Source organism: Rhodanobacter sp. Root179, from assembly GCF_001428465.1.
Classification (GTDB): domain Bacteria; phylum Pseudomonadota; class Gammaproteobacteria; order Xanthomonadales; family Rhodanobacteraceae; genus Rhodanobacter.
Genome location: NZ_LMHR01000079.1, coordinates 26689 through 48769, shown reverse-complemented (window position 1 = coordinate 48769; position 22081 = coordinate 26689). Strand labels below are relative to the sequence as shown.

Genomic DNA, 22081 nt, shown 5'->3' with positions numbered 1-22081 from the left:
TGATATCAAGCGCAAGTGACCCTTCGTGATCCCGGCAGGGACGGCGGTCGACGACCCGGGCGGCCGCTTACAATGCCGGTTTGTCCGCACCGGAGAACCCGATGAAGCCTTTCGGCACGCCCCATTCCGACCACGCGCTGCGCGTTCTGCTGCTGGGCTCCGGCGAGCTGGGGAAGGAAGTGGCGATCGAACTGCAGCGTTACGCGGTCGAGGTGATCGCGGTGGATCGCTACGCCAATGCGCCGGCCATGCAGGTGGCTCATCGCAGCCACGTGATCGACATGCTGGATGGCAAGGCGCTGCGTGCGGTGATCGAGCTGGAAAAGCCCGATCTGGTGGTGCCGGAGATCGAGGCGATCCACACGCCGACCCTGATCGAGCTGGAGAAGGAAGGACAGCGGGTGATCCCGACCGCCCGTGCCGCCTGGCTGACGATGGACCGCGAAGGCATCCGCAAGCTCGCCGCCGAGGAGCTGCAACTGCCGACTTCGCCGTACCGCTTCTGCGACGATGAGGCGCAGTACCGCGCCGCAGCCGCCGCGATCGGCTATCCGTTCGTGGTCAAGCCGGTGATGAGTTCCTCCGGCAAGGGCCAGAGCGTGGTGCGCGGCGACGACGAACTGCAGCAGGCGTGGGATTACGCCCAGTCCGGCGGGCGCGCGGGCAAGGGCCGGGTGATCGTCGAGGGCTTCGTCGATTTCGATTACGAGATCACCATGCTCACCGTGCGGCATACCGATGGCGTCAGCTTCTGCGCGCCGATCGGCCACCGCCAGGAAGACGGTGACTACCGCGAGTCGTGGCAGCCGCAGCCGATGAGCGATGCCGCGCTGGCCGAGGCGCAGCGCCAGGCCGCGGCGGTCACCGGCGCGCTGGGCGGCTGGGGCGTGTTCGGCGTGGAGTTCTTCGTCAAGGGCGATGCGGTGATCTTCTCCGAGGTCAGTCCGCGACCCCACGACACCGGCCTGGTCACCCTGATCTCGCAGGAGTTTTCCGAGTTCGCGCTGCATGCGCGGGCGATCCTGGGACTGCCGATCCCGGTGATCCACCAGTACGGGCCGTCGGCCTCGTGCGCGGTGCTGGTCGAAGGCGAGGGCGCGGGACCGCGCTACCACGGCGTGGCCGAGGCGCTGGCCGAGCCGGACACGCAACTGCGGCTCTTCGGCAAGCCTGAGGTGAGAGGGCGCCGGCGCATGGCGGTGGCGCTGGCGCGGGCCGGCACGCTGAACGAAGCAGTGGGCAAGGCCGTGCGCGCCGCCGGAAAACTGCGCATCGAGTTGTGATCGGAAGAATGCCGCGATCCGATGCGATAGGCTCTGCGCTATCGACGACGGTTTTCCAGTCGTAACCGCTCGCGCTGACGGCGAGCCCTTGATCGGGGAGAGGCAAGGATGGAATCAGGCGGATTCGCGCACTGGCTGGTGGTGGTGGTCGAGCTGGCGGCGGCGTTCGCGCTGCTGTTGCTGGCGCTGGCGGTGGTGGTGCTGCTGGCGACCTGGGTGGTCGACCGCAACCAGACCGGCAACGCGGTGCTGCGCAACTTCCCGGTGATCGGGCACTTCCGCTACTGGTTCCTGCACCTGGGCGAGTTCTTCCGCCAATACCTGTATTCCAGCGACCGCGAGGAAATGCCGTTCAACCGCGCCCAGCGCACCTGGGTGTATCGCGCGGCGAAGAACGTGGACAACACCAACGCGTTCGGTTCCAGCCGTGACTTGCGGGCCGAAGGCGTGCCGTTCTTCGTCAATGCGCCGTTCCCCGACCTGGGCACCGATCATGTCGAGCCGGTGCCGGTGACGATCGGCCCGTACGCGCGCGAGCCGTACAGCCACGCCGCGTTCTTCAATATTTCCGCGATGAGCTTCGGCGCACTGTCGGCGCCGGCGGTGCGGGCACTGTCGCGCGGCGCGGCCAAGGCCGGCATCTGGATGGACACCGGCGAAGGCGGCCTGGCGCCGTATCACCTGGAAGGCGGCTGCGACATCATCTTCGAGATCGGCACGGCCAAGTACGGCGTGCGCACGCCGGACGGCAAGCTCGACGACGAGAAGCTGCTGGCGATTTGCGCGCACCCGCAGGTGAAGATGGTCAGCATCAAGCTGGGCCAGGGCGCCAAGCCCGGCATGGGCGGCCTGCTGCCCGGCGCCAAGGTCACCGCCGAGATCGCGGCGATCCGCGGCATTCCGGTCGGCGAGGATTCGCAAAGCCCGAACCGCCATCTGGACATCGGCAACGTCGCGCAGCTGATGGACAGCATCGCCCACATCCGCGAGCTCACCGGCAAGCCGGTGGGCTTCAAGGCGGTGCTGGGTGGCGCCGAATGGATCGGCGAGCTGTGCGATGAAGTGCATCGGCGCGGCATCGGGAGCGCGCCCGACTTCATCATCGTCGACGGCTCCGAGGGCGGCACCGGCGCCGCGCCGCAGACCCTGATGGAAGGCGTGGGCCTGCCGCTGCACGAGGCGCTGCCGGCGCTGATCGACATGCTGATCGTCAAGGGCCTGCGCGAACGCATCAAGGTGGTCTGCTCGGGCAAGTGCATCACCGCCTACGACGTGGCGTGGGCGTTGTCGATCGGTGCGGACTTTGTCAATTCGGCGCGCGGCTTCATGCTGGCGCTGGGCTGCATCCAGTCGCTGCAGTGCAACCGCAACACCTGTCCCACCGGCATCACCACGCAGAATCCGAAACTGCAGCGTGGCCTGGTGGTCACCGACAAGGCCGAGCGGGTATTCCATTACGCGAAGAACGTGATGCACGAAGTGGGCATCATCGCCCACAGCTGCGGCGTCAGCGAACCGCGCCAGCTCAATCGCGGGCATTGCCGCGTGGTCGGCGACGACGGTTTGTCGATTCCGCTGGAGAAGCTGTTTCCGTACCCGCAGCGAGAGCCTTCGTAGGACGGACTGCCCGTCCTATGGCATGTCGGTCCAGCCTTGGGCCGTGCGGATCTGCAGCGGCTTGAAGCGCCGCTTGTAATCCATCTTCGGGTGGCCGTCGATCCAGAAGCCCAGGTACAGCCACGGGATGCCGCGGCGCCGGGCGAGTTCCACCTGTTGCAGGATCGCGAAGGTGCCGAGGCTGCGCCCGGCTTCCTCCGGCTCGTAGAAGGTGTAGACGGCGGAAATGCCGTTGAGGCAGATGTCGGTCACCGCCACGGCCAGCAGGCGTGGCCCCGCGCGCAACTCCATGAACACGGTGGGGCTCCACGGCGCGGTGAGGAAGCGGCGGAAGTCGCTGGCCTCGGCGTCGTCCATGCCGCCGCCGGCATGCCGGCTGTGCAGGTAGCGCTCGTAGAGCGCATGGCGTTCGCGGTTGTAACCGGGGATGCATTCGGTGACGACCACGTCGGTGTTGCGCTGCAGGCAGCGGCGCTGGCTGCGGTCCGGCTGGAAGTTCGCCACGTCGATGCGGCACGGCGTGCAGGCGCGGCAGCTGGCGCAATGGGGGAAATACAGGTGGCCGCCGGCGCGGCGAAAGCCGCGTTCCAGCGCGGGGCCGTAAAGTTGGTCCAGGTTGGGCGCGGCCGGATCGAGCACCAGGTTCTGCGCTGTGCGGTCGGCGTAATAGCCGCACGCATGGGGCAGCGTCTGGAACAGCCGGACTTGGTCGGATCGGCGCATGGACCGATTCTATGCCGCGGCAGGCGGCGCCGCACGTGGTCGATTCAGAACACGTGCAGATTGCGCAGCATCGCCACCGCCGCCACGCCGAGCACCACCAGCAGCACGATGCGGCGCACCCGGGCGACGGTAAGCCTGCGCCGGTCCATCGGGGTGGGGTTGCGTGCAGCAGCCAGCTCCTCGCCATAACGGACCACCGGCTCGATGCCGATCTCGCGCAGCAGGGCGCGGGCGCGGGTGTAATCGTCGGCGCTGGTGATCCACACCTGGGGCCAGCGGCTGCGATCTTCCTGGCGCTGCGAGTAACTGAAACGCTGCCAGCTGGAGCGGTTGTAGTTGGAGCGGTTGGACACCGTGGCCTCGATGCCGTGCTCGGCCATCAGGGCGACCACGGTATCGATGTTCTGCTCGCGGGGAGAGGTATAGATCTGGCGCATGGGCGGGAGTCTACGCGATCAGTCGTTGCGCACGCGGATCAGGCCTTCCTGCGCGGTGGAGGCGACCAGGTGCCCGTCGCGGCTGAAGATCTGTCCGCGCGCGAGCCCGCGGCCGCCTTGGGCGGTGGGGCTGTCGAAGGTGTACAGCAGCCATTCGTCGACGCGGAACGGACGGTGGAACCACAGCGCGTGGTCGAGGCTGGCCATCTGCACGTTGTGGGTCATGTACGAGATGCCGTGCGGCAGCGTGGCGGTGCCGATCAGGTGGAAATCCGAGGCATACGCCAGCAGCGCGCGGTGCAGGATCGCCGAGTCGTCGATCGGCGAGGTCAGCCGGAACCAGATGTGCTGGATTGGCGGACGCTTCACCGGATGCAGCTCGTCGCGGGGCCACACCTGGCGGAACTCGAACGGGCCGTCGATGCCGAGCCAGCGCTGCAGTTTCACCGGCAGGCGGGCCAGTTCATCCGGCGGCAGCGGATGCATCGGCTCGATGTCTTCGGGCGCCGGCACCTCGGGCATCGAGGTCTGGTGTTCGACGCCTGTTTCCGGCACCTGGAACGAGATCGAACCGTTCAGGATCGGCTGGCCATGCTGGATCGCCACCACCCGCCGCGAGGAGAACGTGCCGCCATCGCGGGTGCGTTCGACGCTGTAGACGATCGGCGCGCGGATGTCGCCGGCGCGCAGGAAATACGCGTGCAGCGAATGCGCCTCGCGGGCCGGATCGACCGTCTGCTGGGCAGCCGACAAGGCCTGTCCCAGCACCTGGCCGCCGAACACGAAGCGGGTGCCGATGTCGCGGCTCTGGCCCCGGAACAGGTTGTCTTCCAGTCGCTCGAGCTGCAGCAGCTCGACCAGTTCGGTGACGTGGTTGGGTGACATGGAGTCGGACTCGCGGGGACGTAAGCCCGCGATTATAGCGGGCGCCGGCCGCGCTTACGGCACCGCCGGCCGGTTCAGGCCGCAAGCTTCGAGCACCTCGGCCCACGGAAACAACGGGCCGGGATCGAGCTTGCGGTGGATCCGGATGGCGGGATCGTCGCTGGCCGGCATCAGGTCCGTGTCCAGCTGTTCATGGCCGGCGATCTGGCGCAGGTTCGGGAAATCCCGGCGCAGCTCGGCCAGCAGGGCGCGCAACGCGGTGATCTGGGCATCGGTGTAAGGCTCGGTCATCTGCTGCTGGCGCGAATCCCACCAGTGCGGATAGCGGCCCAGGTTCACCAGCTCGATGCCGATCGAGTTCGGGTTGTGCCCGCGCACGTGGTTGGCCACGCGGGTGCCGGGCACGTAGCGGTACACCGCGCCATCGCGGTCGATGTAATAGTGGCCGCTGTTGCCGGCGCCGCTGGGGTGCAGCACGCGCTCGCCGTATTCGCGGGCGATGGCCAGGTCCGGCAGCTCGGTGCAGTGGATCACCACCAGCTCCACCGCCGCGGCGGGGCGCTCGGGCAGCAGGTCGACGTAGGGCAGGGGCTGGTCGTGGATGGTCAGGCTCATGCGCGGCAGTTTCGCACGTGCCGCGGCCGCGGCGGAAACGCCGCCTGTTACCATGCGTGCCTTGCTTCGAGCACTTTCATGGAGACCGCCATGCGCGGCCAGATCATTCTTTCGCACGGTTCGGATTCGAGCCCCGAGGCGACCAAGGTCAGCGCGCTGGCCGCACTGGCCGAGTCGCTGGGCTGGCGCACGCAGCGGCCGGACTACCGCGCCGACGACAGCCGCGGCCATGCCGGCTCGGTGGCACCGCGGATCGCCCGCCTGCGCGCCACCATCGAGGCGCTCGACGCGCCGCCGCTGCTGGTCGGTTCCAGCATGGGCGCGTTCGTTTCCGGACTGGTCTCGCTGGAGGTGCCGGTGGCCGGGCTGTTGCTGCTGGCCACCCCCAGCGAAATCCCCGGCTATGCGCGCCGCTTTGACTTGCGCACCGACGGTGCCGCCATGCTGATTCACGGCTGGCGCGACGATGTCTGCCCGCTGGCCGGCGTGCACGCGTTCGCCGCGCGGCGGCGCCTGCCGCTGCTGGTGCTGGACGACGATCACCGACTGGCTGCCAGCATGGACACGATCAGCGCCCAGTTCCGGCTGTTGCTCGACCAGCAGGCCGCCGCATGAACACCTCGGCAACGCGCGCGTTCTTCGCCACCTGCCCCAAGGGCATGGAATACCTGCTGCGCGACGAACTGGTCGCCATTGGCGCCGGCGACGTGCGCGAGGCGCTGGCCGGCGCGCATTTTTCCGGCACGCTCGAAACCGCCTACAAGGCCTGCCTGTGGTCGCGCCTGGCCAGCCGCATCCTGCTGCCGCTGGCCGAGTTCGACGCGGCCGACGACGACGCGCTGTACCGCGGCGTGCAGGGCATCGACTGGAGTGAACACCTGGCCGCGCATGCCACCTTCGCGGTGGATGCCGGCACCGCGATGAGCAAGCTCAACCACAGCCAGTTCATCGGCCTGCGTACCAAGGACGCCGTGGTCGACCAGTTCCGCCAGCGCGACGGTTCGCGTCCGGACATCGACACCGACGAGCCGGACATCCGCATCAACCTGCGTCTGCGCCGCGACCGCGCCACCGTGTCGCTCGATCTCGCCGGCTCGCCGCTGCACCGCCGCGGCTGGCGCGAGGAGCAGGGCGAGGCGCCGCTGAAGGAAAACCTCGCCGCGGCGATGCTGCTGCGCGGGCGCTGGCCGGAAGTCTACGCGGCCGGCGGCGCGCTGCTCGATCCGATGTGCGGTTCGGGCACCTTGCTGATCGAGGGCGCGCTGATGGCCGCCGACGTGGCGCCGGGCCTGCGCCGCGAATACTTCGGTTTCCTCGGCTGGCAGCAGCACGACATCGCGCTGTGGCGCGGCCTGCTGGACGAGGCGAAGCAGCGCGCCGAGAACGGCCTGCGCACGCTGCGCAGCGTGTTCTTCGGCAGCGACGCCGACCCGCGCATGGTGCAGACGGCCAAACGCAATGCGCAGGAAGCGGGCGTGGCGGGTTTCTTCACCCTGGACAAGCAGGACATGACGCGCGCCGCGCCACCGTCCGGCGTCGAACACGGCCTGGTGATCACCAATCCGCCGTACGGCGAGCGCCTCGGCGATCGCGCCGAGATGCCGAAGCTGTACCGCGCGCTGGGCGACACCTTGCGCCAGCGTTTCAGCGGCTGGCGCGCCGCCGTGCTGGCCGGCGACGTCGAACTGGGCCGCGCGATGCAACTGCATGCCGAAAAGCGTTACGCGCTGTACAACGGCGCGCTGGAAACCGTGCTGCTGACGTTCGACCTGAAGCCGCGCGACGAGCAGCCGCGTGAAGCGAAGCCGTTGTCTCCCGGCGCGCAGATGCTGAAGAATCGGCTGGAAAAGAACGTCCGGCACCTGCGCAAGCGGCTGGCCCGCGAGGGCATCCACTGCTGGCGCGCCTACGACCAGGACCTGCCCGAGTACGCCGCCGCCATCGACGTCTACGGCGACACGCATGGCGATGACCACCTGCACATCCAGGAGTACCGCGCGCCGGCCGATGTGCCCGCCGACGTGGCCCGCCTGCGCATGCGCGAGATCGCACGGGTCGCCGGCGAAGTGCTCGGCGTGCCGCGCGAACGCATCGCGCTGAAGACCCGCGAGCGCGGCAAGGGTGGTTCGAAATACGGCCAGATGGACCAGCGCAACGAGTTCATCGAAGTGGACGAGGACGGTCTGAAGCTGCTGGTCAACCTCACCGACTATCTCGATACGGGATTGTTCCTCGACCACCGCCTGGTGCGCGGCAAGGTGCGCGAGCTGGCCCACGGGAAATGCTTCCTCAACCTGTTCGCCTATACCGCCACCGCCAGCGTGCATGCGGCGGCGGGCGGCGCGCTGGAAACCACCAGCGTCGACCTGTCGGCGACTTACCTGGAGTGGGCTTCGCGCAACCTGGCGCTGAACGGTTTCACCGGTGTCGACCACCGGCTGATGCAATTCGACGCGCTGGAATTCCTGCAGCGCGACCGCGGCCATTACGGGTTGATCTTCGTCGACCCGCCCACGTTCTCGAACTCCAAGCGCGCCGAGGATTTCGACGTGCAGCGCGATCACGTGAAGCTGTTGGAAGCCTGCAACGAGCGGCTGACCCGCGACGGCGTGATCGTGTTCTCCAACAACTTCCGCCGCTTCAAGCTGGACCGGGAGGCGCTGGAAACGTACTTCGAGATCGAGGACTGGAGCGCGCCCAGCATCCCGTTCGACTTCGCCCGCCGCGCCGACATCCACGGCTGCTGGCTGTTGCGGCGACGCAAGGCCGATCCGGGCATCAATCCCTGGGACAGCGCCCGCATCAAAAAGTGAACCCTTCAGTGCACATTAAGCCTGATCCGACGAGCATCTGCCCGTACAACGGAGAACACTCATGACTCGACGTTTCAGTGGTGCAGGCAAGCTGGGGGCCATCGGCCTGGCGGTTGCAGCGGCGGTGGCGATGCCGCTGAGCGCGTCGGCGCGCGGACATGGCTACCATGGCGGCGGTTATCACGGTGGCTACCATGGCGGCTATCACGGTGGCTATTACCGTCACGGCGGTGGTCACTGGAGCGGCGGTCGCTGGATCGCCGGCGCGATCGTCACGGGCGCCGTGATCGGCCTGGTCGACAACGCCTTGCGCCCGGCGCCGGTGTATTACGACGCGCCGGTCTATCGCGAGCCGCGCACCGTGATCTACCGTGAGGAGCCGGTGGTCACCCGTCGCGTGGTGGAGACGCGCACCGTGGTCTACGACGACCCGTACCAGACGCGCTACATCCGCGACGATGGCTACGGCGACGATTGATCGCGCTCATCGCTGAAAGCGCTTGAACAGGGGCCCGGTCATCCGGGCCCCTGTCGTTTTGCGGGATGCTTCTGTCAGTGGGCGGGCAAGGTCGTGGGCTGTTCCGCGCCGCTGCCGTGACGCTTCGCCCTGGCGCTGAGCTCGTCGAAGCGCTGCTTGTCGATCCGGCTGACCGAATCGATCGCGCACGGCGGCTGCTGGCGCGAGCGCACGGTCTCGCCCGTCTCGCCGCAGATGCGCCCTCGATTGTTGATGGCATTGGAGCGGTTGGGGCGGAACCTCAGTCCCGCTGGCACCATGCCCAGCCGCGGGCAGTCATGGCGCAATTCGACCAGGTAGCGCTTCGGGCCCGTGCGCACGATTGCGGTGCGTGCATCCACGATGTGCCATTCGTTGATCTGGGTCGTGTCGATGCACTCGCCGGCGGGCAGGGGCGGATGGGCCGCCTTGTCGGCCGCCTGCGCGGTACCCGCGCCGGCGGCAAGGGCAAGCATCATCAGGGGGAGGATCAGTTTCATCGGACGTGCCTCGCTTTCTCGGGATGGTGCGAACCGTGATCCAGCCACGGCAGCTGCATGCCGCGATGTGCCGGCATGGGGAGAGCAGACGGAGTATCCGCGATACTCTTGTCACAAGAAGTGAACGGTTGATCCGCCATGCTGGGGAATATGCATGTGACCCGAGACTACATCACCGACTCCCGTTTCCACGCTGGCACCGGGACGTCGTCCCGGAGGGCCGGCTGATGGCCTCGCGAACGCTGGCGGCGGAAGACATCGGCAGCCGCTTCGGCAAGGTGCGCGGGCGCAGCCTGGAACTTTGCGCCAACCTCAGCGCCGAAGACCTGCAGCTGCAATCGATGCCCGATGCCAGCCCCGGCAAATGGCACCTGGCCCACACGACCTGGTTTTTCGAACAGTTCGTGCTGGGGCGCGACCCGGCTTATCGGCCCCGTGATCCGGCGTGGCATTACCTGTTCAATTCCTACTACCAGTCGGTCGGGCCGATGCATGCGCGACCGCAACGCGGGCTGCTGTCGCGCCCCTCGCTGGACGAGGTGCGCGACTACCGCAGGCGCATCGACAACATGGTGGCCGACCTGCTGGCCCGCCAGGACGACGCCGAACTGTCCTCGCTGATCGAACTGGGCCTGCATCACGAGCAGCAGCACCAGGAACTCCTGCTGACCGACATCAAGCACGCGTTCTGGTGCAATCCGCTGCAGCCCGCATATCGCGCGCCGATCCTCGCCGAGGCTGGCGCGAAGGCCGTGCCGCTGCGCTACATCGATGGCGGCGAGGGCATCGTCGAGATCGGCCATCGCGGCGAGGGTTTCGCCTTCGACAACGAAACCCCACGCCACCGGACCCTGCTGCAGCCGCATGCGCTGGCCAACCGGCTGGTGACCAATGCCGAGTACCTGGCCTTCGTCCGCGAAGGCGGTTATCGCGAGCCCGGTCTGTGGCTGTCCGAAGGCTGGGCCACGGTGCAGCGCGAGGGCTGGCAGCATCCGATCTACTGGCAGGACGACCTGGCCAGCGAGTTCACCCTGGCCGGCGTGCGCGCGATCGATCCGCAGGAGCCGGTCTGCCACCTGAGCTATTTCGAGGCCGAGGCGTTCGCGCGCTGGGCCGGCGCACGACTGCCCACGGAAGCGGAATGGGAGTCGGCCGCGCAGGGCCTGCCGGTGCACGGCAACCTGCAGGACCAGGGACGCTGCCAGCCGCAGCCAGCCGTGGCTGGCGAGGGGCTGCTGCAGATGTTTGGCGACGTGTGGGAGTGGACCGCCTCACCCTACATCAGTTACCCGGGCTTTCGCCCGCTGCCCGGTTCGCTGGGCGAATACAACGGCAAGTTCATGTGCGGGCAGTGGGTGCTGCGGGGCGGTTCGTGCGCCACGCCGCGCGACCATCTGCGCGCCACCTACCGCAATTTTTTTCCGCCACACGCCCGCTGGCAGTTTGCCGGGCTGCGACTGGGACAGGATCGATGAGCAGCGTACAACCCTGCAGTACCGGCGACGACGATCGCCGCCCGCCACTGAACGACCTGCTGGCGATCGCCCGGCACGGCCTGGGCCTGAAACTCAAGCGCCTGCCTTCGTGGCTGTTCTACGACGAGCGTGGCTCGGCCCTGTTCGAGCAGATCTGCGAACAGCCCGAGTATTACCTGACCCGCTGCGAAGTCGCCCTGATGGACGAACACGCCGCCAGCGTCGCCGACAGCCTGGGCAGCGAGGTGAGGCTGGTCGAATACGGCAGCGGCAGCGGCTTGAAGACCCGCATGCTGTTGCGCGAGATGCACGACCCGGTGTCGTACGTGCCCGTCGAGATCTCGCCAGCGCCGTTGAACGAGAGCGTGCGCAGGCTCGCCCTGGAGTTCCCGCAGCTGCCGCTGCAGCCGTTGTGTGCGGATTTCAGCAAGCCCTTGCGCCTGCCGATCCCGCCGCGCGCACCGCGCCGGACGGTGCTGTATTTCCCCGGTTCCACCATCGGCAATTTCGAGGCGCGCGACGCGGTGGACCTGTTGCGCAAGATGCGCAACGAGATGGGCGACGCGGGCGGCATCCTGATCGGCGTGGACCTGAAGAAGGACGTTGCGCAGATGGAAGCGGCCTACAACGATCGCGCCGGCGTCACCGCCGAGTTCACGCTGAACATGCTGGCGCGGCTGAACCGCGAGATCGGCAGCGATTTCGATCTTTCAGCCTTTCGCCACCACGCGCGCTACAACCCGATGGCCGGCCGCATCGAGACGCATATCGTCAGCAGCCGCGAGCAGCAGGTGAAGATCGGCAGCAGCAAGGTGGGTTTCCGCGCCGAAGAAGTGATCCAGGTCGAATACAGCTGCAAGTACTCGCTGGAAGACTTCGCCGCCCTGGCCGAAAAGGCCGGGCTGGCGGTGATGCGCACCTGGCTGGACCCGCAGCGGATGTTCAGCGTGCAATACCTGGTGCGCGCCAGCGCCGTGGCGCGCTGAGCGGCGACGGGCCGGCGCGAAGCCGGCCCGCCTCCAGGGATCACTTCACGCCGTAGAGCTGCTTCACGTCGGCGGTCAGCGCGGCCTGGCTGTCGGGCCGGGCGTAGAACATGTGGCCGCCCGGGTATTCCTTGACCTGCACGCGCGACGGGTCGCCCATCGCCGGCATCTGGTCGACGGCCAGCACCGAGACCATGAACGGGCAGGACAGGTCGTCCCAGCCGTGGGCGATCAGCACGCGCAGGCCGGGGTCGTTGGCCACGGCCTGGCGCAGTTCCTTCACCGAGCCCTCCTGTGCGTCGTCGTCCTCGTGCCACAGGCGGTTCACTTCGTAGCTGAGCGCGTTGTAGCGGCCGTCGACCTTCCAGCCCACGGTCTGCGTGACGAAGTGGACCATTGCCGTGGTGGTCGGCGCGATGATCCCGTTGAGGATCGGGTCGCCGGTCTGCTGGCGCGGCGCGTACGGGAACGGGTCCCACGCGGTGACGTTGGAATCGTAGCGGCTGCCCAGCTTGCCCTCGGCGCGATACACCTCGCGCAGGTAGGCCTGGGTTTCGAGGCGGCCGCCGGAGCGCTTGACGAACAGCGGGTCCAGCCCGGTCAGCTCGGTGACCTTGCGGATCATCGCTTCGGTGGCGGCCGGGTCGGAACGTCCCTTCATCAGGGTGGTGGCGTACTCGCCGCGCGTATAGGCGATGATCGGCGCCATCGTCTCGGCGCTGAGCTTGCCTTCGCGCTCCAGGTGCGCCGCCGCGATCGACGGTAGGGTAGTCATCCACGGCAGCGGCGAGACGGTGTCGTCGCTCCATGCGCCGGGGTCGAGATACGGCGAGATCAGCGTCACGCCGCTCATCGCCACGCCCAGCTGGGTCTGCATGTATTCGGTGATGCGCGGGCCGCGGAAACCGCCGTAGCTTTCGCCCACGTAGTACTTGCGCGCATCCATGCGGCCGTTCTTCACCAGCCAGTCGTACATGATCCGTGACAGGTACTTGATGTCGACGTCGGTGCTGTAGAACTGCTTCGTTGCCTCCTTGTCATCGACCAGCGCGCGGCTGTAGCCGGTGCCGATCGGGTCGATGAAGACCAGGTCGGTGAAGCCCAGCCAGGTGCCGGGGTTGTCGTGCAGAGTGGGGCGCTCGGACGGCGAGTCGCCCTCGACGCCGAAGTCCACCTTCTTCGGGCCGATCGCGCCCAGGTTGAGGTAGACCGACGAGGCGCCCGGGCCGCCGTTCAGCGCAAACGTCACCGGCCGGTCGTTGCCGGCCATGGTGTAGGCGGTGAACACCACCTCGCCGGTGGTCTTGCCTTTCTCGTCGCGCACCGGCAGCGAGCCGACGGTGACCGTGTACTTGAGCGTGCGGCCGTCGACCGTGGCGGTTTGCGTCACGTGCGCGTCGGCGGGGAACGGCGGCAGCTGGAAGCCATCCTTGCCCGCCGCCTGGGCGCTCGCCGCCGGCTTGTCGCTGTCGGCCGCGGCGGCCGGGGTGGTGAATCCAGGCAACAGCAGGGCGACCATCAGGGCGAACGGCAGGGACTTGCGCACAGGCCTCTCCTCGGACGTAAAGACCGAAGCCTAAACGCGCGGCAGTTGCGCCGAGTGTGCTGAAAGGCATGGGTGGGCGCAGCCATGGCTCAGCCCGGCATGGCTCGCGGCTGCTCCAGCGTAGCCGGCGGCGCCACGCGTTCCATCCATGAGTCGAAGCCCAGCAGGAAGGACTGCAGCGATTGCAGCGTGGCGGTGTCGGTGAGCCAGCCCTGGGCATCGAAGCGCTCGGCGGCGCGGGCCACGAACAGGCTCGGCGCCGGCATCACCAGCGCGCCGCAGGTGTGCAGCACCTGGCGCAGCGAGGCCTGTGCCAGCCGGGTGCCCCACGGGCCGCTGCTGGCGCCGAGCACGGCGACCGGCTTGCCGGCGAGCACCTCGCCGATGGGACTCTCGCGCGACAGCCAGTCCAGCGCGTTCTTCAGCACGCCAGGGATCGCCTGGTTGTACTCGGGCGTGGCGATGACCAGGCCGTCCGCGGCGGCCACCGCGGCACGCAACGCCTGCACGCCGGCCGGACCGGCCGGATCGTGCGACTCCAGGTCCTCGTCGAACAGGGGCACGGCAGCCAGCGCGTCATGGACGTCCAGCTGCAGGCTCGCTGGCCCCTGCAGTGCGGCGGCGTGCAACAGGCGACGGTTCCAGGACTGGCGGCGCAGGCTGCCGGCGAGGCAAAGCACGCGGCGGGCGGGAGCGGGGTGAAAGGTCATCGCAAGTCTCCGGTCAGGTCAGGGTTTGATCAGCAACAGCACGGCGCAGGCGACCAGCAAGGCGCCGCTGACGATGTCCACGCCGCGTCGCGCGATCGGCCGGGCCAGCCAGCGCGCCAGCGAGGCGCCGAGCGCGGCCCACAGCCACAGGCAGAGCGTGGGGATCAGCACGAACATCGCCACCAGCAGCAGATAATCGTGCGCGTCGGTGGCCGGCATCGCGGCCAGCACGGTCAGCACCAGCAGCCAGCTTTTCGGGTTGAGGAACTGGAAGCCGACCAGTCCCAGCGCGCCGGCAGGCAATGGCGACGAAGTCGTCGTGTCGCCTGGTGGCGACATCCCGGCGATGCACAGCGAAGCACCGAGCCAGGCCAGATACAGCGCCCCGGCCAGGGCGATCCAGCGTCGCAGCGACGGGAGTGCCGCAAAGGCCGCCGCAGCGCCCAGTGCCGTCACCGCCAGCAACAACAGGCCGCCGAGCACGATGCCGGCGATCATCGGCAGCGTGCGGCGCATGCCGGCGGTTCCGGCTGCGCGCAGGATCACCAGGTTGTTCGGGCCGGGCGTGATCGCGGCCACGCACAGCAGGCCGGCGGCGGCGAGCAGTTGCTCCATGGGTCGTGCTCCGCAATGGTCGAATGCCATGCATGCTCGGCCATGCCAGTGGTCGATGCTGTCCAATCTATGGTCTAGAATTGCGACCATGAACGAGTTGCCGCTGAATGCCCTGCGCGCATTCGCCATGGTCTACGCCCACGGCGGCGTGCGCGCCGCCGCGCGCGAGCTGGGCCTGGCGCACTCCTCGGTGAGCCGGCACCTGACCGAACTGGATCGCTGGCTGGGCGTGCCCTTGCTGCGCGCCTCGGCCGGTCGCGGCGCGCTGGTGTTCACGCCGCAGGGCGAGGCGCTGGGGCGTGCCACGCTGGCCGGCCTGCGCGGCATCGAGCAGGCGGTGGCCGCGTTGCGCGAGACCCGGCCGGCGCACGCGGTGACGCTGTCCACCTCGCCCTCGTTCGCGATCCGCTGGTTGCTGCCGCGCCTGCCCGCGCTGGAAAAGGCGCACCCGAAGATCGAGCTGTCGGTGCAGGTCGAGCAGCGGCTGGACGCGCTGGACGATGGCCGCATCGACCTGGCGATCCGCATGGGCACCGGGCCGTGGCCGGGCTTGCATGCCGAAGCGCTGATGGACGATGCGCTGTATCCGGTGATGAGCCCCACGTTGTGGCAGACGTCCGGACGCCCATCGGAGCCGGCGCAACTGGCTGGCCTGCGCCTGCTGCACGACCGCGACCCGCAGGCGTCATGGGAAGCGTGGCGCAGCGTGCACGGACCGGCGAAGCTCGCGCTGCAGGGCGGTGCGCGCTACACCTCGTCCGACCTGGTGTTGCGGGCGGCGATGCAGGGGCAGGGCGTGGCGTTGGCGCGCCATCGGCTGGCCGCGGACGACGTCACGAATGGCAGCCTGCTGCGTCCGTTCGGCGAACTCGGCGTGCCGTTGGGAACTTCGTACTGGATCGTGCGACCGCCGGCGAAACCACGCGCGGCGGTGGCCGCGGTGATCGACTGGCTGCGCTGGCAGGCCGCGGGCACCGTGGCGCGCTGATCAGCCGCGCGCCAGCGCACCCTCGACGAATTGCTGCAACTGCGCCGCATTCAGTGCGCCGGATTGCCGCGCGATCTCGCGGCCCTGCCTGAACATGATCAGGGTGGGAATGCTGCGGATGTTGAAGCGCGCCGCGATCTGCGGTTGCGCTTCCGTATCCAGCTTGGCCAGCCGCAGGCGCGGCTCGAACTTGCCGGCGGCCTGCACGAATACCGGCGCGAAGCCGACGCACGGCCCGCACCACGGCGCCCAGAAATCCACCAGCACCGGCAGGTCGCCGCGGCCGGCGATCGCGTCGAAGTTCGCCGCGGTCAGTTCCGCCGGATGTCCCTCGAACAGCGCCTGCTTGCAGCGGCCGCAGTTCGGGTGCTCGGCCACGCGGTCGGCCGGCACGCGGTTGAGGGCGCTGCAGTGCGGGCAGGGAATGGCAAGCGGTGTACTCATGGCAAACTCCGATCTCCGGCAGGCGCCGTGCGCCCATGCCGATCAGATGGCGGCTGGCCAGCGTGAATCCAAGTCGAGTCCACAAGCCTGGAACGTCGCTGCTGCGCATCGGACTGCTTGCGCTGGGCATGCTGTGGACTTTGCCCAACAGCGCGGCGGGACTGTTGCTCGGCTGCATCGCGCTCCCGTTCGGCGCGCGGATGCGCTGGCAGCGGCGGGAGCGGGCGGTGGTGGTGCGAAGCTGGCCGTGGGGCGCGGGCGGCGCGCTGACGCTGGGCAATGTGATCGTGCACACCGGGCCGCAACTGGATGTGGCGTGCGCCACCTATGCCCATCGCGCCGGCCGCTGCGTGGAGCCGGCGATCTCGCTGGCCGACCACGAACGCGCGCACGTCTATCAGTACATGCTTCTGGGGCCGCTGTTCCTGCCGGCTTACCTGGTGTGCGGTGGGATCAGCGTGCGCAATCCGTTCGAGCGCGCGGCGGATCGTTACGCACTCCATGGTCGCGGTTGGTGGCCATGGAGTGCGTGACAGCCGGTGACGCATGCAGTCCGAACTCGTCTGCAGACGGACGTGGCAGGGATGCGATCGCGCGGCACGGGAAAGCTCGAGGGGAAACGGGCGGAAGATTGCAGGCCTCCGCCCATGTCCATGGGTGACTCGCGTTCACGCACGACGATTCAGTGGCCTTGGTGTTCGTCCTTGCGGTGGTCGGACTGTTTCTGCTTCGGCTTGCCGTGATCCGATCGCGCCGGTGGAGCATGGCCGGCTGCTTGCGTGGGGTGCTGCGTCGGCGCTCGATTCTGCGGTGCGGGACGGCTGGACTGCACCGGTCGACCGGACGGCGTCGGTCGTGGCGTCGCATGCTGCGGCGGCCGCGAGACGGGCGGCCGGGTCGGCCGAGGTGCGTTGTCGTGCGCAGGCCGATGGTCGCCGCTTGGGTGCGGAGACTGGCCAGGACGAGGCAGCACCGGCCGCGGCGCCGCCGGCCGGTGGAGCGGCGGACGTCCGTAGCCGGGCGCACCATGCACCGGCGGTCTGTAAGGGTGGCGCATCGGTGGCGGCGGCGGTCGATGCACGATGGGACGGTGATACCAGCGATCGCGCTCGCGATAGAACGGGCGGCTGCGGTAGTGGTTGTCCCAGTAGGTGCCGATCACGAAGGTGATGATCGGAATGCCGATCCGGGCTCCGTACGCGGGCAGCAGCACGGGCCCGTCCCGATATTCGTATTCGACGTAGTTGCCGGCCACCCAGCCGCGGTTGCCGTAGACGATCACGTCGCACCATTCCCAGCCTTCGGTGCAGCCTTGCACGTTCACCTCGGTGCCCGCGGGAATCACGTCGATCAGCGGATAGCCCGAATCGGGGCCGGCGCGAAGATTGACGTTGCCGGTGACGTAGCCATCCTCGGCGTGTGCCAGCGCCGGTACGGCCAGCGACAACGACGCCAGCGACAATGATGCAAGCGCAAATCGGGCCAGGCGTTTCATGGCGATCTCCCGCAGGCGGATGTCGCCTGCAGTATGCGCAGGCCACGTGACGGCATCGTCGGTGAAACGCCGGCAGGTTATCTGCGGTACATCGCGCTTGACTCAACTTGCCGTGCGCGCAACGAAACGCAACGCCACCGAGTTCATGCAGTAGCGCAGGCCGGTGGGTGCGGGACCATCGTCGAAGACATGGCCGAGGTGGCTGTCGCAGCCCTTGCAGCTGATCGCGGTGCGGGTCATGCCGAACAGGTGGTCGCTCTGCTCGATCACGTTGCGCGCGGCGATCGGCTGCCAGAAGCTGGGCCAGCCGGTGCCCGAATCGAATTCGGTGGCGGCGTCGTACAACGCGGTGTCGCACGCCCTGCAGCGGAACAGGCCGGCCACGGCGGGGCGCTCGTGCTCGCCGCTGAACGCGCGTTCGGTGCCGTCGCGCCGCATGATGTCGTAGGACGCCGGCGGCAGGCGCTGCTGCCACTGGGCGTCGGTCAGCACCAGTCGCGGTATTTCGCGGGGGCCCAGATCGCGGCCGTGGTCGTCGAAGATTTCCACCAGCACCTTGCCGGGCTGGCCGACCGGCGTGCTGGCCGCGGCGCGCACGCGCGAGGCGAGCAGGCCGCCACCGGCCAGCAGCACGGCACCACCGCCGAGCGCGGCGCGCAGGAAGCGGCGGCGATCCATCGCGAGGGTTTGTTCAAGTCGTGACATGGCAACCTCCGGAACGGTGGGTGGGGAATCAGCCGAAGGTGAAGGCGAAAGCCTGCACGCCCGGGTCGAGGAAGGTGATTTCGAACAGCCGCTCGCCACTGCCGTTGGCTTGGCGCACCAGCTGATAGAGACGCTGGCTGTCGATCGTGCCGTTGCCGTCGGCATCGGTATCCATGCCGTGGTCGGCGCCGGGCGGCTTGCCGTCGATGGTGACGCGGAAGCGGATCGGCTTGCCGTCCGCCGCCGGGCCGAGCACCAGGTGCAGGTCGCGACCGCGGAAGCGGTAGACGATGGCGCCGCCGGCCTGCTCCAGCCGGGCATTCTCGTCGCGTACCGTCCAGCGGCCGTCGAGCGACCACTGGTTGGCCGCCAGCGCGCTCGGTGCGTGATAGTCATGCGCGTCGTCGTGCGCCACCCGGCCGCCGACGAAGTTGCGGGCGCGGGCGTAGCCGACATAGGTTTCCGGCGAACGGGTGGGATCGTCCGAAGCGGCCGCCTCGACACCGCGATGATCGTCGCTGACGTAGCCGCCTGGCAGGTTCTTCTGGCCCGCTTCGGTGAGCAACTGGCGGATCACGTCCTCGCTTTGCCGGTACTCGCCTTCGCCGAAGTGGTGATGGCGAATCTGCCCCTGCGTGTCGATGAAGTAATGCGCGGGCCAGTACTCGTTGTTGAAGCCTTTCCAGATCGCGTAGTCGTTGTCCAGCGCGACCGGGTAGTCGACGCCCAGGTCCTTCACCGCCTTGGCCACGTTGGCCGGGTCCTTCTCGAAGGCGAACTCCGGCGCGTGCACTCCGATCACCACCAGGCCGTGGTCCTTGTACTTGTCGGCCCAGCCACGCACGTAGGGCAGCGAGCGGATGCAGTTGATGCAGGAGTAGGTCCAGAAATCGACCAGCACCACCTTGCCGCGCAGCGATTCGGTGCTCAGCGGCGCGCTGTTGAGCCACTGCGTGGCGCCGGCCAGCGACGGCATCGTGCCTTCCACCGGCAGCGGTTCACCGGCCTTCAGCGCCGGCTGGGGAGCAGGCGCGGGGCGCACGGCGTTGATCAGTTTCTGTTCGATGCCGCCGGTGCTGGCCAGCGACACCCGGGTGAGCAGGCCGGTGTCCAGACCCAGCGCGATGGCGGCCACGCCGCACAGCACCAGCGCGCCCAGCGCCCGGCGCACCCATTCGCCGGCGCCCAGCGAGCGCTTCATCAGGGCGAACACCTTGCCGCCGATCAGCAGCGCCAGGCCCAGCGAGGTCGCCGCGCCAGCAGCGTAGGTGAGCAACAGCAGGGTGGTCTGCACGCTGGCGCCATTCAGCGCCGCGCCGGTCAGCAGCAGGCCGAGGATCGGCCCCGCGCACGGCGCCCACAGCAGGCCGGTGGCCACGCCCAGGCCGGCGGAGCCCCAGATCGAATCGCCGTCGGTGGCGGAACGTTGCGACAGGCGATTGCCCAGCGCCACGAACGGGCGGGTGATCCATTCGGCCAGGTGGGTGGACAGCAGGGTCAGGCCCAGGAAGGCCAGCACCACCAGCGCGATGATCCGGCCGTACTGGTTCGCGTGCACCGCCCAGCCGCCGCCGAGCGCCGCCAGCGTGGCCACGCCGGCGAAGGTGATCGCCATGCCCAGCAGCATCGGGAAGCCGTTGCGCATGAACGGCTTGTCCGATCGGGCGAACACGAACGGCAGCACCGGCAGGATGCAGGGGCTGAGGATGGTCAGGACGCCGCCGAGATAGGCGAGGATCAACACGAGCATGGGATGTCATCCGTGGGTGGTTGTCTGGTCTTTCGCCGGGGGACTGTCGCCGGTTACCCGAGGTTTACGAGGTAACCCGGGCGGCGGATGCGGCGAAAGAGGGTGAGGGTCACACGATGGAGCACGCATGTCGCAAGCCTTGACTGCCAACGGCCTGTTGGGCCTAGATAGCGGACTTTGTTTGCGGACGGGTCCCTGCCGGATCGTGCCAGTCGACTTTACCGAAGCCCGCGACAGCGAGTCGCCCGACCAGCGTCGGGCGGCCTGGATGGCGGCTGCCCAGGCCGGCGACCGACGCGCCTACGAGAAGCTGCTGGCCGACTCGGTGGCGCTGATCCGTGCCGCCGCGCGACGCCAGGGCGTGGCGCCGGACCATCTGGATGACGTGGTGCAGGAAACCCTGATCACCGTGCATCGGGTGCGCCATACCTACGACCCGGCGCGCTCGTACGACGCCTGGCTGACCGCGATCGCCAGTCGCCGCGCGATCGACGCCCTGCGCAGCCGCGGTCGGCGCGACAGTCGCGAGGTGCACGACGAACACGCCTTCGACAGCCATGCCGAAGAGGGCGATGCCAGCTCCGCCACCGAGAGCGACGAGCGCGCGCAGCGCCTGCGCGACGCGATCGCCGAGTTGCCGCCGGGCCAGCGCGAGGCCATCGAGCAACTGGGCCTGCGTGAGCGCTCGCTCAGCGAGGCGGCCGAGCTGACCGGGCGCAACACCGGCGCACTGAAAGTGAACCTGCATCGCGCCCTGAAGGCGTTGCGCGAACGTTTCCACGGAGAACCCTGAGGCCATGTCCGAGTTGCGACCGCATGAGGCACTGATCGACCGGCTCGGCACCGAGCTGGTGCCGGTGCGGCGCCTGTTGCCGCCGTGGCTGCGCACGGCGGGATGGTTGCTGGCGGTGGTGGCGATCGCGGTGCTGCTGGTGATGCATTACGGCATCCAGCCGATGCGCCTGCGCTGGGCGGCAACTCCCGACCTGGCCTGGGCCGGCCTTGGCGCGGTGGCGACGGCGATCAGTGGCGCGTGGGCGGCGTTCGCGCTGGGCGTGCCGGGGCGCAGCCGTGCCTGGGCATGGCTGCCGCTGCCCGCGGCGGCGTTGTGGATCGGCGCCAGCGGCCTGGGTTGCCTGCGCACGTGGATCGCGCCGGGCACCGAGGTGGCTGGCCTGCATCAGTCGGCCGACTGCCTGCTGTTCATCATCAGCTTCTCGGTGCCACTGTCGGCGCTGCTGGTGGTCCTGTTGCGCCGCGCCTGCCCGCTGCGACCGGTGCGCACCGCGGTGCTGATCGGCCTGGCCAGCGCGGCCGCCTCGGCCAGCCTGCTGGAGATCTGCCACGCCTACGATTCGGCCGCCACCGACCTGCTGACCCACGCGGCGGCGGTGGCCTTCGTGGTGGCTGTCAATGCGGCGATGGGCGGACGCCTGTTGTCGAAGGCGTAGGGATTCCGATCAATCGCGGAAATTGTCGAACTGCAGCGGCAGTTCCACGTCCGCCTTGCGCAGCACGGCCATCGCTTCCTGCAGGTCGTCGCGCTTCTTGCCGCTGACGCGCAGCTTGTCGCCGTTGATCTGCGCCTCGACCTTGAGCTTGGCCGCCTTCAACGTGGCCACCAGCTTCTTCGCCACCGGCTGCTCGATGCCCTGCTTGACGGTGATCTTCTGCCGCGCGCCGCCCAGGTTCACTTCGGGCTCGCTCATGTCCAGCGCGCGGATGTCGATCTTCCGGGCGGCCAGGCGACCGCGCAGGATGTCCAGCATCTGCTGCAGCTGGAAGTCGCTGGGCGCGCTCTGGGTGATCACCGAATCGTCCAGCACGTACTTCGCGTCCACGCCCTTGAAGTCGAAGCGGGTGCCCAGCTCGCGGTTGGCCTGGTCGATCGCATTGGTCAGTTCGTGCTTGTCGACTTCGGAGATCACGTCAAAGGAAGGCATGGCGGTGGCTCGCTGGGGAACAGGCCCGGAAGTGTAAGCGATGCGACTGGGCGAT

24 protein-coding genes are annotated in these 22081 nt (G+C 68.5%); 11 read left to right on the top strand and 13 right to left on the bottom strand.

Annotated elements, in window-relative coordinates:
• Positions 1-101 precede the first annotated feature (101 nt).
• Both purT and ASD82_RS10300 read left to right on the top strand, forming a co-directional pair.
• Complete coding sequence (gene purT / locus ASD82_RS10305; RefSeq protein ID WP_056717738.1) at positions 102-1283, top strand: formate-dependent phosphoribosylglycinamide formyltransferase; 1182 nt, start codon at positions 102-104, stop codon at positions 1281-1283.
• Between the two features lie 108 nt (positions 1284-1391).
• Positions 1392-2900: an FMN-binding glutamate synthase family protein gene (locus ASD82_RS10300; RefSeq protein ID WP_056717737.1), complete on the top strand. Its 1509-nt coding sequence runs from the start codon at positions 1392-1394 to the stop codon at positions 2898-2900.
• Positions 2901-2915: 15 nt separating this feature from the next.
• Here ASD82_RS10300 and ASD82_RS10295 read toward each other — a convergent pair whose 3' ends face one another.
• From ASD82_RS10295 to ASD82_RS10280, 4 genes are read right to left on the bottom strand one after another with little or no spacing between them, the layout of a single operon-like run.
• Positions 2916-3623, bottom strand: coding sequence for an arginyltransferase (locus tag ASD82_RS10295; RefSeq protein ID WP_056717736.1), 708 nt, complete (start codon positions 3621-3623; stop codon positions 2916-2918).
• Between the two features lie 44 nt (positions 3624-3667).
• The gene (locus tag ASD82_RS10290) at positions 3668-4060 is read right to left on the bottom strand and encodes a DUF2007 domain-containing protein (protein ID WP_056717735.1); all 393 of its coding nucleotides are present in this window, start codon (positions 4058-4060) and stop codon (positions 3668-3670) included.
• Positions 4061-4078: 18 nt separating this feature from the next.
• Positions 4079-4945, bottom strand: coding sequence for an acyl-CoA thioesterase II (locus ASD82_RS10285; RefSeq protein WP_056717734.1), 867 nt, complete (start codon positions 4943-4945; stop codon positions 4079-4081).
• Positions 4946-4999: 54 nt separating this feature from the next.
• A complete protein-coding gene (locus ASD82_RS10280) occupies positions 5000-5560 on the bottom strand; it encodes an N-acetylmuramoyl-L-alanine amidase (RefSeq protein ID WP_056717733.1) in 561 nt (186 codons plus the stop codon).
• 90 nt (positions 5561-5650) lie between these two features.
• Between ASD82_RS10280 and ASD82_RS10275 the strand changes: the two genes are divergently transcribed.
• The 3 genes from ASD82_RS10275 (at position 5651) to ASD82_RS10265 (ending at position 8851) form a co-directional block, all read left to right on the top strand.
• On the top strand, positions 5651-6175 hold the full coding sequence (locus ASD82_RS10275) for an alpha/beta hydrolase (RefSeq protein ID WP_056717800.1): 525 nt from the start codon (positions 5651-5653) through the stop codon (positions 6173-6175).
• On the top strand, positions 6172-8373 hold the full coding sequence (gene rlmKL / locus ASD82_RS10270; RefSeq protein WP_056717732.1) for a bifunctional 23S rRNA (guanine(2069)-N(7))-methyltransferase RlmK/23S rRNA (guanine(2445)-N(2))-methyltransferase RlmL: 2202 nt from the start codon (positions 6172-6174) through the stop codon (positions 8371-8373). The genes ASD82_RS10275 and rlmKL overlap by 4 nt, the downstream gene beginning before the upstream one ends.
• 61 nt (positions 8374-8434) lie before the next feature.
• The gene (locus tag ASD82_RS10265; protein WP_056717731.1) at positions 8435-8851 is read left to right on the top strand and encodes a hypothetical protein; all 417 of its coding nucleotides are present in this window, start codon (positions 8435-8437) and stop codon (positions 8849-8851) included.
• A 74-nt stretch (positions 8852-8925) separates the two neighbouring features.
• Here the strand turns inward: ASD82_RS10265 and ASD82_RS10260 are convergent, their stop codons facing one another.
• On the bottom strand, positions 8926-9369 hold the full coding sequence (locus tag ASD82_RS10260; protein WP_056717730.1) for a DUF6491 family protein: 444 nt from the start codon (positions 9367-9369) through the stop codon (positions 8926-8928).
• Between the two features lie 227 nt (positions 9370-9596).
• On the opposite strand from ASD82_RS10260, the gene egtB reads away from it, so the two are divergent.
• Both egtB and egtD read left to right on the top strand, forming a co-directional pair.
• Positions 9597-10844, top strand: a complete 1248-nt coding sequence (egtB, locus tag ASD82_RS10255) for an ergothioneine biosynthesis protein EgtB (protein WP_056717729.1) — start codon at positions 9597-9599, stop codon at positions 10842-10844.
• Positions 10841-11830, top strand: coding sequence for an L-histidine N(alpha)-methyltransferase (gene egtD / locus ASD82_RS10250; RefSeq protein WP_056717728.1), 990 nt, complete (start codon positions 10841-10843; stop codon positions 11828-11830). The genes egtB and egtD overlap by 4 nt, the downstream gene beginning before the upstream one ends.
• Before the next feature lie 40 nt (positions 11831-11870).
• Here the strand turns inward: egtD and ASD82_RS10245 are convergent, their stop codons facing one another.
• The 3 genes from ASD82_RS10245 to ASD82_RS10235 all read right to left on the bottom strand — a co-directional run bounded on the left by ASD82_RS10245 (position 11871) and on the right by ASD82_RS10235 (position 14701).
• Positions 11871-13376, bottom strand: a complete 1506-nt coding sequence (locus ASD82_RS10245) for a peptidase S10 (RefSeq protein ID WP_056717727.1) — start codon at positions 13374-13376, stop codon at positions 11871-11873.
• Between the two features lie 89 nt (positions 13377-13465).
• Positions 13466-14086: an NADPH-dependent FMN reductase gene (locus tag ASD82_RS10240; RefSeq protein ID WP_056717726.1), complete on the bottom strand. Its 621-nt coding sequence runs from the start codon at positions 14084-14086 to the stop codon at positions 13466-13468.
• Between the two features lie 18 nt (positions 14087-14104).
• A complete protein-coding gene (locus ASD82_RS10235) occupies positions 14105-14701 on the bottom strand; it encodes a LysE family transporter (RefSeq protein ID WP_056717725.1) in 597 nt (198 codons plus the stop codon).
• An 88-nt stretch (positions 14702-14789) separates the two neighbouring features.
• On the opposite strand from ASD82_RS10235, the gene ASD82_RS10230 reads away from it, so the two are divergent.
• The gene (locus ASD82_RS10230) at positions 14790-15689 is read left to right on the top strand and encodes a LysR substrate-binding domain-containing protein (protein ID WP_056717724.1); all 900 of its coding nucleotides are present in this window, start codon (positions 14790-14792) and stop codon (positions 15687-15689) included.
• On the opposite strand, the gene trxC is transcribed toward ASD82_RS10230, so the two are convergent.
• On the bottom strand, positions 15690-16133 hold the full coding sequence (gene trxC, locus ASD82_RS10225; RefSeq protein ID WP_056717723.1) for a thioredoxin TrxC: 444 nt from the start codon (positions 16131-16133) through the stop codon (positions 15690-15692).
• A gap of 128 nt (positions 16134-16261) precedes the next feature.
• On the opposite strand from trxC, the gene ASD82_RS10220 reads away from it, so the two are divergent.
• Positions 16262-16666 carry a hypothetical protein gene (locus tag ASD82_RS10220; protein WP_056717799.1) on the top strand — a complete coding sequence of 135 codons (405 nt, stop codon included), beginning with the start codon at positions 16262-16264 and terminating at the stop codon, positions 16664-16666.
• 149 nt (positions 16667-16815) lie between these two features.
• Here the strand turns inward: ASD82_RS10220 and ASD82_RS10215 are convergent, their stop codons facing one another.
• The 3 genes from ASD82_RS10215 to ASD82_RS10205 all read right to left on the bottom strand — a co-directional run bounded on the left by ASD82_RS10215 (position 16816) and on the right by ASD82_RS10205 (position 20083).
• Positions 16816-17628, bottom strand: a complete 813-nt coding sequence (locus ASD82_RS10215) for an SH3 domain-containing protein (RefSeq protein WP_056717722.1) — start codon at positions 17626-17628, stop codon at positions 16816-16818.
• Between the two features lie 102 nt (positions 17629-17730).
• Positions 17731-18333 carry a peptide-methionine (R)-S-oxide reductase MsrB gene (msrB, locus tag ASD82_RS10210; RefSeq protein WP_056717721.1) on the bottom strand — a complete coding sequence of 201 codons (603 nt, stop codon included), beginning with the start codon at positions 18331-18333 and terminating at the stop codon, positions 17731-17733.
• Positions 18334-18361: 28 nt separating this feature from the next.
• Entirely contained in the window at positions 18362-20083 is a 1722-nt protein-coding gene (locus tag ASD82_RS10205) for a cytochrome c biogenesis protein DipZ (protein WP_056717720.1), read from the bottom strand.
• Between the two features lie 205 nt (positions 20084-20288).
• On the opposite strand from ASD82_RS10205, the gene ASD82_RS10200 reads away from it, so the two are divergent.
• Together ASD82_RS10200 and ASD82_RS10195 are read left to right on the top strand one after the other, a co-directional pair.
• A complete protein-coding gene (locus ASD82_RS10200; RefSeq protein WP_235580686.1) occupies positions 20289-20876 on the top strand; it encodes a sigma-70 family RNA polymerase sigma factor in 588 nt (195 codons plus the stop codon).
• Positions 20877-20880: 4 nt separating this feature from the next.
• Entirely contained in the window at positions 20881-21534 is a 654-nt protein-coding gene (locus ASD82_RS10195; RefSeq protein WP_056717719.1) for an NrsF family protein, read from the top strand.
• 9 nt (positions 21535-21543) lie between these two features.
• Here ASD82_RS10195 and ASD82_RS10190 read toward each other — a convergent pair whose 3' ends face one another.
• Positions 21544-22026 carry a YajQ family cyclic di-GMP-binding protein gene (locus ASD82_RS10190; protein WP_056717718.1) on the bottom strand — a complete coding sequence of 161 codons (483 nt, stop codon included), beginning with the start codon at positions 22024-22026 and terminating at the stop codon, positions 21544-21546.
• Positions 22027-22081: the final 55 nt, after the last annotated feature.

Coding starts and splice junctions, on each gene's coding strand:
- purT (WP_056717738.1), top strand. CDS start 102: ATGAAGCCTTTCGGCACGCCCCATTCCGACCACGCGCTGCGCGTTCTG.
- ASD82_RS10300 (WP_056717737.1), top strand. CDS start 1,392: ATGGAATCAGGCGGATTCGCGCACTGGCTGGTGGTGGTGGTCGAGCTG.
- ASD82_RS10295 (WP_056717736.1), bottom strand. CDS start 3,623: ATGCGCCGATCCGACCAAGTCCGGCTGTTCCAGACGCTGCCCCATGCG.
- ASD82_RS10290 (WP_056717735.1), bottom strand. CDS start 4,060: ATGCGCCAGATCTATACCTCTCCCCGCGAGCAGAACATCGATACCGTG.
- ASD82_RS10285 (WP_056717734.1), bottom strand. CDS start 4,945: ATGTCACCCAACCACGTCACCGAACTGGTCGAGCTGCTGCAGCTCGAG.
- ASD82_RS10280 (WP_056717733.1), bottom strand. CDS start 5,560: ATGAGCCTGACCATCCACGACCAGCCCCTGCCCTACGTCGACCTGCTG.
- ASD82_RS10275 (WP_056717800.1), top strand. CDS start 5,651: ATGCGCGGCCAGATCATTCTTTCGCACGGTTCGGATTCGAGCCCCGAG.
- rlmKL (WP_056717732.1), top strand. CDS start 6,172: ATGAACACCTCGGCAACGCGCGCGTTCTTCGCCACCTGCCCCAAGGGC.
- ASD82_RS10265 (WP_056717731.1), top strand. CDS start 8,435: ATGACTCGACGTTTCAGTGGTGCAGGCAAGCTGGGGGCCATCGGCCTG.
- ASD82_RS10260 (WP_056717730.1), bottom strand. CDS start 9,369: ATGAAACTGATCCTCCCCCTGATGATGCTTGCCCTTGCCGCCGGCGCG.
- egtB (WP_056717729.1), top strand. CDS start 9,597: ATGGCCTCGCGAACGCTGGCGGCGGAAGACATCGGCAGCCGCTTCGGC.
- egtD (WP_056717728.1), top strand. CDS start 10,841: ATGAGCAGCGTACAACCCTGCAGTACCGGCGACGACGATCGCCGCCCG.
- ASD82_RS10240 (WP_056717726.1), bottom strand. CDS start 14,086: ATGACCTTTCACCCCGCTCCCGCCCGCCGCGTGCTTTGCCTCGCCGGC.
- ASD82_RS10235 (WP_056717725.1), bottom strand. CDS start 14,701: ATGGAGCAACTGCTCGCCGCCGCCGGCCTGCTGTGCGTGGCCGCGATC.
- ASD82_RS10230 (WP_056717724.1), top strand. CDS start 14,790: ATGAACGAGTTGCCGCTGAATGCCCTGCGCGCATTCGCCATGGTCTAC.
- trxC (WP_056717723.1), bottom strand. CDS start 16,133: ATGAGTACACCGCTTGCCATTCCCTGCCCGCACTGCAGCGCCCTCAAC.
- ASD82_RS10220 (WP_056717799.1), top strand. CDS start 16,262: ATGCTGTGGACTTTGCCCAACAGCGCGGCGGGACTGTTGCTCGGCTGC.
- ASD82_RS10215 (WP_056717722.1), bottom strand. CDS start 17,628: ATGAAACGCCTGGCCCGATTTGCGCTTGCATCATTGTCGCTGGCGTCG.
- msrB (WP_056717721.1), bottom strand. CDS start 18,333: ATGTCACGACTTGAACAAACCCTCGCGATGGATCGCCGCCGCTTCCTG.
- ASD82_RS10205 (WP_056717720.1), bottom strand. CDS start 20,083: ATGCTCGTGTTGATCCTCGCCTATCTCGGCGGCGTCCTGACCATCCTC.
- ASD82_RS10195 (WP_056717719.1), top strand. CDS start 20,881: ATGTCCGAGTTGCGACCGCATGAGGCACTGATCGACCGGCTCGGCACC.
- ASD82_RS10190 (WP_056717718.1), bottom strand. CDS start 22,026: ATGCCTTCCTTTGACGTGATCTCCGAAGTCGACAAGCACGAACTGACC.